The sequence below is a fragment of the Acidocella sp. C78 genome, from assembly GCF_907164655.1.
The window spans coordinates 1-14,036 of sequence record NZ_CAJQZK010000095.1; the positions used below are offsets into that span (position 1 = coordinate 1).

Sequence of the window (14,036 nt, forward strand, 5' to 3'; positions counted from 1 at the left end):
GGGCTCGCCGGGCTGGCGCTCGATCCCGGCCGGCTCGTGCTTGCCGAGGCGGAGCGGGAGCAAGACCGACTGGCGCTGCTCGAAACCGCCCTGGCCGGTGGCCTGCACGCGGCTGGGCCGGTGGAGCGGATCTCCCGTCTCGCGGTGGCGCCTCGCACTGGCGGCACGGCGGGGCCAGGCTGTCGGGCTGGTGCTGAACATGGGAAAGGCAAGTGATTCCAATGCGTTCTCGACGAGATGGCGAATTGGCGCAGAACCTTCCGGGCCGGATGGCGCGCGGCGCTGGCGGGCCGAGTTGCTGCATGCGCGCGGCGTGCCGCCGGGCGCCTTCGGCCTAGAGCTGGGCCATGACGGAGCGACGCATGCTTTCGATCTGGCTGGCGGCGGATTGCCCGCCAGCAACCCTCAGACGCGCCAGCTGAGCGCGCCCTCGATCAGCTCGCCCTGCGCTGCCAGGGCTTCACGCCGCTGGTGGCGCCGGACCCGCCGGATGGTCTCCTGCTCGACATCACCGGCTGCGCCCATCTGTTTGGCGGCGAGGCCAGGCTGTGCGCGCGGATCGGAGCCATGCTGCCCGGCGCCCGGATCGCGATCGGCGGCACCGCGATGGCGGCGCGGGCGCTGGCCCGGCACGGCATAACGTCGGACGCCAGACTCGACACTCTGCCGGTGACAGCTCTTGGGCTGGAAGCACCGGTTGCGCGGCGGCTGCACCGGCTTGGAATCAGACGGATCGGCGCGCTGACGCGCCTCTCGCGCAGCGAGATCCGGGCCGGTTTCAGCGAAGACCTGCTGCTCAGACTCGACCGCCTGCACGGAAGGGTCGCCGAGCCGCTGCATTTCCTGCCGCCGCCGGCCGCATGGCGCGAGGCGGAATCGCATCACGAGCCACTGCTGACGGCCGAACAACTGCGGGCGGCGCTGGCCCGGCTTGTCATCCGCCTCTGCGACAGGCTGGAGGCGGCCGAATGCGGCCTGACGATTTTGCAGGTCCGGTTCCGGCGGGTCGATGCGCGCGTGGTCGGGGAGACGATCGGCTTCGCAGCCCCCGCGCGCGATGCGCCGCATATCTGCCGCCTGCTGGCCGAGCGTCTGAACCGGGTCGATCCGGGATTCGGCGTGGAAGGCCTGGAGATCGAGGGAGAGGTGGCAGCACTGCCAGCGGGACAGCCGGAGCTGGGCGGCGCTTTTCGGCCGGAACACACCCAAACCTTCGACCTTCTGGCCACCCGGGCCCGGCTGTCGCGGCTGGCGCCAGTGGCGAGCCATGTGCCGGAGCGCGCGATGCGCCGGATTCCGGTAACGGAACCGCCGCCAGGCTGGCCACCCGCCGGCCATCCACGGCCGGTCCGGCTGTTCGTCCGCCCCGAGCGGATCGAGGTGATCGCGCCGGTGCCCGACGATCCGCCGCTGCTGATGCGATGGCGCGGAGCCAGCCATCGCATCACCCGCGCCACCGGGCCGGAGCGGATCGCACGCGAATGGTGGCGTCACGAATCCCCTGAGGCAGCCGGCCGCGCCGAGGTGGAGATGCTGCGCGACTATTACGCGATCGAGGATGAGGCGGGGCAACGTTTCTGGGTGTTTCGCACCGGGCTGCACGGCGGCGCGCGGCCGCCCCGATGGTTCATCCACGGGTATTCTGATGACAGAATATGCCGAGCTTGCCGCCGCCAGCGCGTTCAGCTTCCTCGAAGGCGCGTCGCACCCGCAGGAACTGGTCGACCAGGCCCTGTTCCTCGGCCATGCGGCGCTGGGCATCGCGGACCGGAACACCGTCGCCGGCGTGGTGCGCGCGCATGTCGCGGCGAAGCGGCGCGGTCTGCGCCTGCTGGTCGGCAGCCGGCTAGGCTTCGAGGATGGACCGGACGTCATCGCCTATCCGCGCGACCGCGAGGGCTGGGGTCGGCTCTGCCGGCTGCTCAGCCTCGGCAAGGGGCGGGCAGCGAAAAGCGGCTGCCGGCTTCGCCTCGACGATCTGGAGGACCAGGCGGCCGGGATGGCGCTGATCGTGATGCCGCCGCCCTGGCCCGATGCCGCCTTCGCCGCCAGCCTCGACCGGATCGCCGGCTTCGGCGCCCTGGTCTGGCTCGGGGCGGCGCGCCGCTATGCGCCGGACGACGCCGCGCGGCTGGAGGCGCTCGCCGCCCTGGCCGGACGGCGGCGGCTGGTGGCGGTGAACGACGTGCTGTATCACGCGCCCTCGCGCCGGCCGTTGCAGGACGTGATGCGCTGCATCCGCCATGGCTGCACGATCGCCGAGGCCGGTCTGCGCCTCGAGCCGCATGGCGAGCGCCACCTCAAGCCGGCCGCCGAGATGGCCCGGCTGTTCCGCGGATATGAAGGGGCGATCGCGGCTCAGGCCGAGATTCTGGAAGCTGTAGGCTTCACCCTTGGCGACATACACTATGAATATCCCGACGAGCCGGTGCCGCCGGGCAAAACCCCGACGGCCATCTCGCCGACCTCGCCTGGGCGGGAGCGGCGATCCGCTATCCCGGCGGCGCGCCGGCGGCGATCACCGCGACGATCCGCCGCGAGCTCGACCTGATCGCCCAGCTCGGCTACGCGCGCTATTTCCTGACCGTGAACGATATCGTCGGCTTCGCCCGGCGGCAGGGGATTCTCTGCCAGGGGCGCGGCTCGGCGGCGAATTCGGCGGTCTGCTACGCGCTCGGCATCACCGCGGTCGATCCCGCCGAGATCGACCTGCTGTTCGAGCGCTTCGTCTCGGCCGAGCGGGGCGAGCCGCCGGATATCGACGTCGATTTCGAGCATGAGCGGCGCGAGGAGGTGATTCAGTATATCTATGGCCGCTACGGCCGCGCGCGGGCGGCGATCGCGGCGGCGGTGATTCACTATCGGCCGCGCAGCGCGATCCGCGATGTCGGCAAGGCGCTCGGCCTGGAAGCGGCGACGATCGAGACGCTGGCGGCGCAAAGCTGGAATCCGGGCGATGCGCTGTGGTCGGACGAGCGGCTGCGCGAGGCCGGGCTCGATCCGGCCTCGCCGGACCTGCGGCGGGCCATCGGCCTCGCGCGCGAGCTGGTCGACCTGCCGCGGCATCTGTCCCAGCATGTCGGCGGGTTCGTGCTGACGCGCACCCGGCTCGACGAGATCGTGCCGGTCGGCCCGGCCGCCATGGCGGAGCGCAGCTTCATCGAATGGGACAAGGACGATATCGACGCGCTGGGGCTGATGAAGGTCGACGTGCTGGCGCTGGGCATGCTCACCTGCATCCGCAAATGCTTCGCCCTGCTGGGGATCGCCGATCTGGCCGACGTGCCGCGCGAGGACCCGCGCGTTTACGACATGCTGTGCCGGGGAGATGCGCTCGGCGTGTTCCAGGTGGAAAGCCGGGCGCAGATGAACATGCTGCCGCGGCTGCGGCCGCGCACCTTCTACGACCTGGTGATCGAGGTCGCGATCGTCCGGCCGGGGCCGATCCAGGGGGATATGGTGCATCCGTATCTGCGGCGGCGGAACGGGCTGGAGGCGACGAACATGCCCTCGCCCGCCCTGCGCGCCGTCCTCGGCAAGACGCTCGGCGTGCCGCTGTTCCAGGAGCAGGCGATGCGGATCGCCATCGAGGCGGCCGGCTTCACGCCCGGCGAGGCCAACGAACTGCGCCGCGCCATGGCGACCTTCCGCAGCCCCGGCGCGATCGAGCGATTCTTCACCCGGATGGTCGAGGGCATGGTCGCGCGCGGCCATGAGCGCGATTTCGCGGAGCGCTGCTTCCGCCAGATCGAGGGTTTCGGCACTTACGGGTTTCCCGAAAGCCATGCCGCGAGCTTCGCGCATCTGGTCTATGTCTCGGCCTGGCTGAAATGCCACCACCCGGCGGAATTCGCCGCCGCTTTGCTGAACTCGCAGCCGATGGGGTTCTACCAGCCGGCGCAGATCGTGCGCGATGCGCGCGAGCACGGCATCGCCGTCCGCGCCGCCGATGTGGCGGCGAGTGCGTGGGACTGCACGGTGGAAAACGGGGCGCTGCGGCTCGGCCTGCGGATGATCAGGGGCTTCAGGGCCGACTGGGCGGCACGGATCGACGCCCTGCGGGCCGAGAGGCGAATCGGCCTGCCCGAACTTGCGTCGCTGCCAAAAGCCACACTCGAAGCGCTGGCCGAGGCCGGCGCCCTGCGGTCTCTGGGCATGGGGCGGCGCACCGCGCTCTGGCAGGCCGGCCTGGTGGACAATGCGCCCCCTTCCCCGCTCGGGCCGCTTTCCTGCCCTGCCGCCGCCCCCGAACTGCCCCTGATGCAGCACGGCGAGCACGTGGCCGCCGACTATCGCGCCACCGGCCTGTCCCTGCGCGCGCATCCACTAGGCTTGCTGCGAAGCCATCCCCGGCTGCGCGGCACCATCACCTGCAAGGACATGGACGAACGCGTCCAAGACGGCGGCCAGGTCCGCCTTGCCGGCCTGGTCACGGTGCGCCAGCGCCCCGGCAGCGCCAAGGGGACCGTATTCATCACGATCGAGGATGAAACCGGCATCGCCAACCTGATTGTCTGGCCCGCCCGCGTCGAGGCACTGCGACAGGAGATCGTCTCCGCCCGGCTCCTCGGCGTGCGAGGCCGGGTGCAACGCGGCGTCGAGAGGGATGTCACGATCGTGCATGTTCTGGTCGATACGCTTGCCGATTTATCGCCCCTGCTCGACCGGCTCGACCGGCTCGACCCGCCAGAGGCAGCGAGCGAGGCGGCGGTCAAGGGAAATCGAGGCCGGAACGGCGAACAGCGCCACGAAGCCGTGATTTTCACTGATGCCCAAACGGAACATAACCATCCATTAATATTCATCCAAGATAATCGCCTCAGAGGATCAGAGGACAATCTATGGCCAAGCCACCGACAGCCGCAAAAAATGCAGCCGACGAAACCTTGCCCGAAGCCGAGGGCGAGGCGGTGCCGGCAAAGCCGTCAAAGCGCAAGCTGATCTTCATCGGCGGTGGCGGTCGCCGCGTTTCTGCTGCTGATCGGCGGCCTGTGGATCACCGGTATCCTGCCGCGCATGCTCGGGGAGAGACCACCGCCGAAAGTAACCGGGCCGGTTTACGTCAAATCCCGGAAATCGTCGCGAATCTCGACGTCCCCAATGGCCAGGACTCCTATGTGAAACTTGAAGCCACCATCGAACTTGCGGATCAGAAATCCGCAAAAATCGCGACGGCCGACATGCCCCGCATCGTCGATGTGTTCCAGACCTATCTCCGTGCCATGCGTCCAGGCGAACTGCGCGGCGCATCCGGCACCTACCGCCTGCGGGAAGCCCTGATCGATCGCGTCGAGGTGGCGACGGCGCCTGCCGTGGTGAAAGACATCCTGTTTCAGGAACTGATCGTTCAATAATACTGATATCTACCAGCGTCGAAGCAAAAATTGTCGAAATGGTGAAAAAAATGCTGACCTATATCCTGACTTATGGCGCATGGGGATTTCAGAGCGTATTATTTGGAGTTCTTGTTTTCACGCTGGTTTATGCACGCCGCCTGGACAAATCCATTCTCCAGATGCGCGCCGATCGCCATGCCCTGCAGGAACTGGTCGACCAGATCGGCACATCGGTCAGCTCCGCCATATCCGCCACCGAACGTCTGAAGGAGCAGGCCGGCCAGAGTTTCACCGCCCTGGAGGAGGCGTGCAAGGCCGCCGCCGCCTCCACCACCCGTCTCGACGAACTGATCAGCCAGGCCAATATCGCCGCGGACACCCAAAAGCGCGCCGAGAGCAAGGAGGGCTTCGATATGTCCGATACGTCTGCGGCCGTGATCGACCTGAAGCCTCAAGACGCCCGTAGCTTCGCCGCGCGGGTGCTGATGGCAAAACCAAACCCCCTGCACCGTTCGAACCAATCCCGGCGCCCCGCGAAGCTGCAAAGCAGAGCCGAGCGCGACCTTGCCCGGATGCTGCTAGATGCCACCTGATGAGCTGCATCCCGCGGACTGCCACGCCTACTGCCGATCGTGACGTTTTGTCTGTGCGGAACCATTCTCTTCAAGTCGGCCGGGCTTGTGGATGCAGCTTTCGCGGGCGCCTCAACGTCCGAAAAGGCGTCCACAAGCCTTCACCAGGCCCAGGACAAGCATTCCGGAACAAAGAGCGGGAATTCCGCTCCCTCGGCCTACGAACCCGTGGCCAACTGGAAAGACAAGCCCCCGCCTCCTCCTCTCTGCAAGCCAGACCCTCTGGACCAGACCGGCGAACGCAAGCTTTTGCTTCAACTCAAGCAACGGGCCGAGCAGCTTGATTCGCGCGCCGCGGCACTGAACCGCCAAGAGGCGGAACTGGCCGTGGAAAAGGAAGCCATCGCCAAGCAAATAGCGGCGATCAAGCCGCTGGCGCAGAAGCTTGAGCAGATCAATGCCGCTCACAAAGCCGCAGATCAAAAGAAATGGACCGCTTTGGTTTCAACCTACGAAACGATGGATCCCCGGAGCGCTGCACGCATATTTGACGGTCTCGATCCCAAAATCGTCCTGAATGTGATCCAGCGCATGAGCAGCCGAAAATCGGCGCCCATTCTGGCCGACATGAGCCCAGAAAAGGCACAAATCGTCACAGAGAAGCTCGCCGGCATGACGGCCATGACGCCCAAGCCTCAACCAGTCGCATCCCTTCTGCCTGATGGTGCACCATACCCGCTCCCGCATGGCCGCTGCCAACAGGAAAAAATTCAGATATGTCGCCTATATATCGCTTGCGCTCGGCGAGGTATTCCGCACGCAGCCTTCGGCAATTCATCGTCATACTGGTTTCGTATCCTGGTGCCGGATAACCTGGTGCCCGCCAATGTCGGACAATCCATTTTCGAAGAGGGAGGCAATTCTATCTGGTATTGGCTGGCAGCTTTCCAATAAAAGCATATGCGCTCAAAAAAATAACTGGCAATCAGAAAGCCGCCGTCATTCATCTTCAGAATTCCACAGTTCTCAAGATACCGACACCTGCAGGGCAATCATTATCGACGCAGGCCGGCAAACAGCTCAATCCATGTCAACCTGACCCAATCGGCGCCCCAAAACAACGTCAAGATTTCTTTCGACAAGGGCTTTATAAACCTCGTTGCACCGATGCCGGGCCCATCGTCACAATGGCCGATCCACAAACCGGAAGACCCTTGTTGATCGGTACCGTGACCGGGACAACGGCCTTGAGCGACGCGCCAAGCGGGCCAGGATACAGGTTTTTGCCAACATCCCGAGGCATTGCCGTCATCGCATCGTCCGATGAGGTCGCGCTGTCCCGTCAGCTGGCGGGTTCAGCCTGGGCTCCCTGAAAGCCGGCACCGGTCTGCCAATCGGTAATCCGCTTCTGGTTCCTCCCCTTACTGCGGCTTCAAGAACACCCGATGGCCTTGATCTTCCACGTTACAATCTGATCGGCCTACGACAGCGACTAGGGCTGCAACGCATCGCCGTGACCCAGCGCCGGCTCTCGATAAAGAAGAAGCAACATTCAAGCTGGTTCGGGTGATGCTCGCACTCGATATGGGGCCCCGAAGCCATCGGCGCACTTGACCGGCTTGCGCAAACTCAACCACTGATTACAGAAGGCGAGCAATGGAACCTTTTGCACTCCGTCGCGAATATCATTTCCAATAACCCCGCGGGGCACTAGATAATCTCGGAAAAATCAAAAATAATTCAAAAATAAAAGACACACTAAGCGCCTTGGCATACGCCAAGAAAGGCAAATATAAAAAGTCCATCAATGGAATAAAAGTCTGGAATAAATTATATATTATCTCTTCCGACACTAATAAGAAATGGTATTCTTCCAACCGTTGCAAAATCACTTATAAATACAAGTAATTTTGATACATTCAAGAAATATATGAATTTTTTCCAAAAAACTCAATATTTAATTTTTATATTGGGAACTATTATGAAAAAAATGGCAATCTCAATAAGGCAATTTCTATCTACAACAATATCCTTCACACGCGAAATAATAAAGCATTTGGACTTGCCAATTCACATAAGATATATCTCGAATACAAAACACATAAATTAAGCGCACATTCCGCAGCCGATCAGCTATTGCGTCATGTTTATGACTGGAGAGCGGCGAAGCACGAATTAAATCTTCGCATGGAGGTGGCAAAATTGTATGCAAAAGCCAATGATTGGCCCTCCGCGATGTCAGAACTCAAGCATGATTTAATGCTATTTCCCAGCAAATCCAACAAAATCAATCGCCTTCGACAAAAATTATTTTCAGATCTAACGAGTTCCAACCAGTTATCCAAGCTCGGGCCATTAGGGTCAGCATCGATCCTCCAAGATAATATTGACCTTATTCCAAAAATAATAATGAGTTAAAATATGTGAAATATATGATAAATAATTTTAATCAATTAGGGCTTCCAGAAAACTCAATTCCTGCGCTTGAATATCTCATACAAAAAAATGAAAATTGCAATTGATTATTCTTGAATTGTTCATTTGCCAACATTAGTCCAAGTGAAGGCAGATTTTCTGGTTTTTCATTTTTTTGTATGAGATATTCAAGCGCAGGAATTGAGTTTTCTGGAAGCCCTAATTGATTAAAATTATTTATCATATATTTCACATATTTTAACTCATTATTATTTTTTGGAATAAGGTCAATATTATCTTGGAGGATCGATGCTGACCCTAATGGCCCGAGCTTGGATAACTGGTTGGAACTCGTTAGATCTGAAAATAATTTTTGTCGAAGGCGATTGATTTTGTTGGATTTGCTGGGAAATAGCATTAAATCATGCTTGAGTTCTGACATCGCGGAGGGCCAATCATTGGCTTTTGCATACAATTTTGCCACCTCCATGCGAAGATTTAATTCGTGCTTCGCCGCTCTCCAGTCATAAACATGACGCAATAGCTGATCGGCTGCGGAATGTGCGCTTAATTTATGTGTTTTGTATTCGAGATATATCTTATGTGAATTGGCAAGTCCAAATGCTTTATTATTTCGCGTGTGAAGGATATTGTTGTAGATAGAAATTGCCTTATTGAGATTGCCATTTTTTTCATAATAGTTCCCAATATAAAAATTAAATATTGAGTTTTTTGGAAAAAAATTCATATATTTCTTGAATGTATCAAAATTACTTGTATTTATAAGTGATTTTGCAACGGTTGGAAGAATACCATTTCTTATTAGTGTCGGAAGAGATAATATATAATTTATTCCAGACTTTATTCCATTGATGGACTTTTTATATTTGCCTTTCTTGGCGTATGCCAAGGCGCTTAGTGTGTCTTTTATTTTTGAATTATTTTTGATTTTTCCGAGATTATCTAGTGCCCCCGCGGGTTATTGGAAATGATATTCGCGACGGAGTGCAAAAGGTTCCATTGCTCGCCTTCTGTAATCAGTGGTTGAGTTTGCGCAAGCCGGTCAAGTGCGCCGATGGCTTCGGGGCCCATATCGAGTGCGAGCATCACCCGAACCAGCTTGAATGTTGCTTCTTCTTTATCGAGAGCCGGCGCCTGGGTCACGGCGATGCGTTGCAGCCCTAGTCGCTGTCGTAGGCCGATCAGATTGTAACGTGGAAGATCAAGGCCATCGGGTGTTCTTGAAGCCGCAGTAAGGGGAGGAACCAGAAGCGGATTACCGATTGGCAGACCGGTGCCGGCTTTCAGGGAGCCCAGGCTGAACCCGCCAGCTTGACGGGACAGCGCGACCTCATCGGACGATGCGATGACGGCAATGCCTCGGGATGTTGGCAAAAACCTGTATCCTGGCCCGCTTGGCGCGTCGCTCAAGGCCGTTGTCCCGGTCACGGTACCGATCAACAAGGGTCTTCCGGTTTGTGGATCGGCCATTGTGACGATGGGCCCGGCATCGGTGCAACCGAGGTTTATAAAGCCCTTGTCGAAAGAAATCTTGACGTTGTTTTGGGGCGCCGATTGGGTCAGGTTGACATGGATTGAGCTGTTGCCGGCCTGCGTCGATAATGATTGCCCTGCAGGTGTCGGTATCTTGAGAACTGTGGAATTCTGAAGATGAATGACGGCGGCTTTCTGATTGCCAGTTATTTTTTTGAGCGCATATGCTTTTATTGGAAAGCTGCCAGCCAATACCAGATAAGAATTGCCTCCCTCTTCGAAAATGGATTGTCCGACATTGGCGGGCACCAGGTTATCCGGCACCAGGATACGAAACCAGTATGACGATGAATTGCCGAAGGCTGCGTGCGGAATACCTCCGCCGAGCGCAAGCGATATATAGGCGACATATCTGAATTTTTTCCTGTTGGCAGCGGCCATGCGGGAGCGGGTCATGGTGCACCATCAGGCAGAAGGGATGCGACTGGTTGAGGCTTGGGCGTCATGGCCGTCATGCCGGCGAGCTTCTCTGTGACGATTTGTGCCTTTTCTGGGCTCATGTCGGCCAGAATGGGCGCCGATTTTCGGCTGCTCATGCGCTGGATCACATTCAGGACGATTTTGGGATCGAGACCGTCAAATATGCGTGCAGCGCTCCGGGGATCCATCGTTTCGTAGGTTGAAACCAAAGCGGTCCATTTCTTTTGATCTGCGGCTTTGTGAGCGGCATTGATCTGCTCAAGCTTCTGCGCCAGCGGCTTGATCGCCGCTATTTGCTTGGCGATGGCTTCCTTTTCCACGGCCAGTTCCGCCTCTTGGCGGTTCAGTGCCGCGGCGCGCGAATCAAGCTGCTCGGCCCGTTGCTTGAGTTGAAGCAAAAGCTTGCGTTCGCCGGTCTGGTCCAGAGGGTCTGGCTTGCAGAGAGGAGGAGGCGGGGGCTTGTCTTTCCAGTTGGCCACGGGTTCGTAGGCCGAGGGAGCGGAATTCCCGCTCTTGTTCCGGAATGCTTGTCCTGGGCCTGGTGAAGCTTGTGGACGCCTTTTCGGACGTTGAGGCGCCCGCGAAAGCTGCATCCACAAGCCCGGCCGACTTGAAGAGAATGGTTCCGCACAGACAAAACGTCACGATCGGCAGTAGGCGTGGCAGTCCGCGGGATTGCAGCTCATCAGGTGGCATCTAGCAGCATCCCGGCAAGGTCGCGCTCGGCTCTGCTTTGCAGCTTCGCGGGGCGCCGGGATTGGTTCGAACGGTGCAGGGGGTTTGGTTTTGCCATCAGCACCGCGCGGCGAAGCTACGGCGTCTTGAGGCTTCAGGTCGATCACGCCGCAGACGTATCGGACATATCGAAGCCCTCCTTGCTCTCGGCGCGCTTTTGGGTGTCCGCGGCGATATTGGCCTGGCTGATCAGTTCGTCGAGACGGGTGGTGGAGGCGGCGGCGGCCTTGCACGCCTCCTCCAGGGCGGTGAAACTCTGGCCGGCCTGCTCCTTCAGACGTTCGGTGGCGGATATGGCGGAGCTGACCGATGTGCCGATCTGGTCGACCAGTTCCTGCAGGGCATGGCGATCGGCGCGCATCTGGAGAATGGATTTGTCCAGGCGGCGTGCATAAACCAGCGTGAAAACAAGAACTCCAAATAATACGCTCTGAAATCCCCATGCGCCATAAGTCAGGATATAGGTCAGCATTTTTTCACCATTTCGACAATTTTTGCTTCGACGCTGGTAGATATCAGTATTATTGAACGATCAGTTCCTGAAACAGGATGTCTTTCACCACGGCAGGCGCCGTCGCCACCTCGACGCGATCGATCAGGGCTTCCCGCAGGCGGTAGGTGCCGGATGCGCCGCGCAGTTCGCCTGGACGCATGGCACGGAGATAGGTCTGGAACACATCGACGATGCGGGGCATGTCGGCCGTCGCGATTTTTGCGGATTTCTGATCCGCAAGTTCGATGGTGGCTTCAAGTTTCACATAGGAGTCCTGGCCATTGGGGACGTCGAGATTCGCGACGATTTCCGGGATTTTGACGTAAACCGGCCCGGTTACTTTCGGCGGTGGTCTCTCCCCGAGCATGCGCGGCAGGATACCGGTGATCCACAGGCCGCCGATCAGCAGCAGAAACGCGGCGACCGCACCGCCGATGAAGATCAGCTTGCGCTTTGACGGCTTTGCCGGCACCGCCTCGCCCTCGGCTTCGGGCAAGGTTTCGTCGGCTGCATTTTTTGCGGCTGTCGGTGGCTTGGCCATAGATTGTCCTCTGATCCTCTGAGGCGATTATCTTGGATGAATATTAATGGATGGTTATGTTCCGTTTGGGCATCAGTGAAAATCACGGCTTCGTGGCGCTGTTCGCCGTTCCGGCTCGATTTCCCTTGACCGCCCGCCTCGCTCGCTGCCTCTGGCGGGTCGAGCCGGTCGAGCCGGTCGAGCAGGGGCGATAAATCGGCAAGCGTATCGACCAGAACATGCACGATCGTGACATCCTCTCGACGCCGCGTTGCACCCGGCCTCGCACGCCGAGGAGCCGGGCGGAGACGATCTCCTGTCGCAGTGCTCGACGCGGGCGGGCCAGACAATCAGGTTGGCGATGCCGGTTTCATCCTCGATCGTGATGAATACGGTCCCTTGGCGCTGCCGGGCGCTGGCGCACCGTGACCAGGCCGGCAAGGCGGACCTGGCCGCCGTCTTGGACGCGTTCGTCCATGTCCTTGCAGGTGATGGTGCCGCGCAGCCGGGGATGGCTTCGCAGCAAGCCTAGTGGATGCGCGCGCAGGGACAGGCCGGTGGCGCGATAGTCGGCGGCCACGTGCTCGCCGTGCTGCATCAGGGGCAGTTCGGGGGCGGCGGCAGGGCAGGAAAGCGGCCCGAGCGGGGAAGGGGCGCATTGTCCACCAGGCCGGCCTGCCAGAGCGCGGTGCGCCGCCCCATGCCAGAGACCGCAGGGCGCCGGCCTCGGCCAGCGCTTCGAGTGTGGCTTTTGGCAGCGACGCAAGTTCGGGCAGGCCGATTCGCCTCTCGGCCCGCAGGGCGTCGATCCGTGCCGCCCAGTCGGCCCTGAAGCCCTGATCATCCGCAGGCCGAGCCGCAGCGCCCGTTTTCCACCGTGCAGTCCACGCACTCGCCGCCACATCGGCGGCGCGGACGGCGATGCCGTGCTCGCGCGCATCGCGCACGATCTGCGCCGGCTGGTAGAACCCATCGGCTGCGAGTTCAGCAAAGCGGCGGCGAATTCCGCCGGGTGGTGGCATTTCAGCCAGGCCGAGACATAGACAGATGCGCGAAGCTCGCGGCATGGCTTTCGGGAACCCGTAAGTGCCGAAACCCTCGATCTGGCGGAAGCAGCGCTCCGCGAAATCGCGCTCATGGCCGCGCGCGACCATGCCCTCGACCATCCGGGTGAAGAATCGCTCGATCGCGCCGGGGCTGCGGAAGGTCGCCATGGCGCGGCGCAGTTCGTTGGCCTCGCCGGGCGTGAAGCCGGCCGCCTCGATGGCGATCCGCATCGCCTGCTCCTGGAACAGCGGCACGCCGAGCGTCTTGCCGAGGACGGCGCGCAGGGCGGGCGAGGGCATGTTCGTCGCCTCCAGCCCGTTCCGCGCCGCAGATACGGATGCACCATATCCCCTGGATCGGCCCGGCCGGACGATCGCGACCTCGATCACCAGGTCGTAGAAGGTGCGCGGCCGCAGCCGCGGCAGCATGTTCATCTGCGCCCGGCTTTCCACCTGGAACACGCCGAGCGCATCTCCCCGGCACAGCATGTCGTAAACGCGCGGGTCCTCGCGCGGCACGTCGGCCAGATCGGCGATCCCCAGCAGGGCGAAGCATTTGCGGATGCAGGTGAGCATGCCCAGCGCCAGCACGTCGACCTTCATCAGCCCCAGCGCGTCGATATCGTCCTTGTCCATTCGATGAAGCTGCGCTCCGCCATGGCGGCCGGGCCGACCGGCACGATCTCGTCGAGCCGGGTGCGCGTCAGCACGAACCGCCGACATGCTGGGACAGATGCCGCGGCAGGTCGACCAGCTCGCGCGCGAGGCCGATGGCCGCCGCAGGTCCGGCGAGGCCGGATCGAGCCCGGCCTCGCGCAGCCGCTCGTCGACCACAGCGCATCGCCGGATTCCAGCTTTGCGCCGCAGCGTCTCGATCGTCGCCGCTTCCAGGCCGAGCGCCTTGCCGACATCGCGGATCGCGCTGCGCGGCCGATAGTGAATCAC

The 14,036-nt window shown here is 60.7% G+C and carries 13 protein-coding genes and 2 pseudogenes; 8 read left to right on the forward strand and 7 right to left on the reverse strand.

Translation table 11 applies throughout. From position 1 onward, the window contains the following. Positions 1-216: pseudogene (locus ACIDOCELLA78_RS96005) on the forward strand (hypothetical protein); the annotation flags it as partial. A gap of 189 nt (positions 217-405) precedes the next feature. Here ACIDOCELLA78_RS96005 and ACIDOCELLA78_RS96010 read toward each other — a convergent pair. After that, positions 406-1,635: a hypothetical protein gene (locus tag ACIDOCELLA78_RS96010; RefSeq protein WP_201729812.1), complete on the reverse strand. Its 1,230-nt coding sequence runs from the start codon at positions 1,633-1,635 to the stop codon at positions 406-408. 10 nt (positions 1,636-1,645) lie between these two features. Between ACIDOCELLA78_RS96010 and ACIDOCELLA78_RS96015 the strand changes: the two genes are divergently transcribed. The 6 genes from ACIDOCELLA78_RS96015 to ACIDOCELLA78_RS96040 all read left to right on the forward strand — a co-directional run bounded on the left by ACIDOCELLA78_RS96015 (position 1,646) and on the right by ACIDOCELLA78_RS96040 (position 7,281). Continuing rightward, the gene (locus ACIDOCELLA78_RS96015; protein WP_249676815.1) at positions 1,646-2,551 is read left to right on the forward strand and encodes a PHP domain-containing protein; all 906 of its coding nucleotides are present in this window, start codon (positions 1,646-1,648) and stop codon (positions 2,549-2,551) included. After that, positions 2,488-4,941 carry an error-prone DNA polymerase gene (locus ACIDOCELLA78_RS96020; RefSeq protein ID WP_249676821.1) on the forward strand — a complete coding sequence of 818 codons (2,454 nt, stop codon included), beginning with the start codon at positions 2,488-2,490 and terminating at the stop codon, positions 4,939-4,941. The genes ACIDOCELLA78_RS96015 and ACIDOCELLA78_RS96020 overlap by 64 nt, the downstream gene beginning before the upstream one ends. After that, a complete protein-coding gene (locus ACIDOCELLA78_RS96025) occupies positions 4,887-5,354 on the forward strand; it encodes a flagellar basal body-associated FliL family protein (protein ID WP_249676818.1) in 468 nt (155 codons plus the stop codon). Before ACIDOCELLA78_RS96020 ends, ACIDOCELLA78_RS96025 begins: the two co-directional genes overlap by 55 nt. A gap of 50 nt (positions 5,355-5,404) precedes the next feature. Beyond that, positions 5,405-5,929 (forward strand): DUF6468 domain-containing protein, encoded by a 525-nt coding sequence (locus ACIDOCELLA78_RS96030; protein WP_201729804.1) that lies wholly within the window; start codon positions 5,405-5,407, stop codon positions 5,927-5,929. A 207-nt stretch (positions 5,930-6,136) separates the two neighbouring features. Continuing rightward, positions 6,137-6,862, forward strand: a complete 726-nt coding sequence (locus tag ACIDOCELLA78_RS96035; RefSeq protein ID WP_201729805.1) for a MotE family protein — start codon at positions 6,137-6,139, stop codon at positions 6,860-6,862. Beyond that, positions 6,841-7,281 carry a hypothetical protein gene (locus tag ACIDOCELLA78_RS96040; protein WP_214006292.1) on the forward strand — a complete coding sequence of 147 codons (441 nt, stop codon included), beginning with the start codon at positions 6,841-6,843 and terminating at the stop codon, positions 7,279-7,281. Before ACIDOCELLA78_RS96035 ends, ACIDOCELLA78_RS96040 begins: the two co-directional genes overlap by 22 nt. A gap of 1,076 nt (positions 7,282-8,357) precedes the next feature. On the opposite strand, the gene ACIDOCELLA78_RS96045 is transcribed toward ACIDOCELLA78_RS96040, so the two are convergent. The 5 genes from ACIDOCELLA78_RS96045 to ACIDOCELLA78_RS96065 form a co-directional block, all read right to left on the reverse strand. Next, positions 8,358-9,233: a lipopolysaccharide assembly protein LapB gene (locus ACIDOCELLA78_RS96045; protein WP_201729806.1), complete on the reverse strand. Its 876-nt coding sequence runs from the start codon at positions 9,231-9,233 to the stop codon at positions 8,358-8,360. 53 nt (positions 9,234-9,286) lie between these two features. Next, positions 9,287-10,273, reverse strand: coding sequence for a hypothetical protein (locus ACIDOCELLA78_RS96050; protein WP_201729807.1), 987 nt, complete (start codon positions 10,271-10,273; stop codon positions 9,287-9,289). Then, positions 10,270-10,776, reverse strand: coding sequence for a MotE family protein (locus ACIDOCELLA78_RS96055; RefSeq protein WP_201729808.1), 507 nt, complete (start codon positions 10,774-10,776; stop codon positions 10,270-10,272). Before ACIDOCELLA78_RS96055 ends, ACIDOCELLA78_RS96050 begins: the two co-directional genes overlap by 4 nt. Positions 10,777-11,135: 359 nt before the next feature. Then, a complete protein-coding gene (locus tag ACIDOCELLA78_RS96060) occupies positions 11,136-11,504 on the reverse strand; it encodes a DUF6468 domain-containing protein (protein WP_201729809.1) in 369 nt (122 codons plus the stop codon). Positions 11,505-11,553: 49 nt separating this feature from the next. Continuing rightward, entirely contained in the window at positions 11,554-12,021 is a 468-nt protein-coding gene (locus ACIDOCELLA78_RS96065; RefSeq protein ID WP_249676274.1) for a flagellar basal body-associated FliL family protein, read from the reverse strand. 101 nt (positions 12,022-12,122) lie between these two features. On the opposite strand from ACIDOCELLA78_RS96065, the gene ACIDOCELLA78_RS96070 reads away from it, so the two are divergent. Further along, positions 12,123-12,260, forward strand: coding sequence for a hypothetical protein (locus ACIDOCELLA78_RS96070; protein ID WP_214006293.1), 138 nt, complete (start codon positions 12,123-12,125; stop codon positions 12,258-12,260). A gap of 135 nt (positions 12,261-12,395) precedes the next feature. Here ACIDOCELLA78_RS96070 and ACIDOCELLA78_RS96075 read toward each other — a convergent pair. Then, a pseudogene (locus ACIDOCELLA78_RS96075) lies at positions 12,396-14,036 on the reverse strand (error-prone DNA polymerase); the annotation flags it as partial.

Bases quoted from the DNA above. Each gene is read 5' to 3' on its own strand.
- ACIDOCELLA78_RS96030 (WP_201729804.1), top strand. From the start codon at position 5,405: ATGCTGACCTATATCCTGACTTATGGCGCATGGGGATTTCAGAGCGTA.
- ACIDOCELLA78_RS96015 (WP_249676815.1), top strand. From the start codon at position 1,646: ATGACAGAATATGCCGAGCTTGCCGCCGCCAGCGCGTTCAGCTTCCTC.
- ACIDOCELLA78_RS96060 (WP_201729809.1), bottom strand. From the start codon at position 11,504: ATGCTGACCTATATCCTGACTTATGGCGCATGGGGATTTCAGAGCGTA.
- ACIDOCELLA78_RS96070 (WP_214006293.1), top strand. From the start codon at position 12,123: ATGTTCCGTTTGGGCATCAGTGAAAATCACGGCTTCGTGGCGCTGTTC.
- ACIDOCELLA78_RS96050 (WP_201729807.1), bottom strand. From the start codon at position 10,273: ATGACCCGCTCCCGCATGGCCGCTGCCAACAGGAAAAAATTCAGATAT.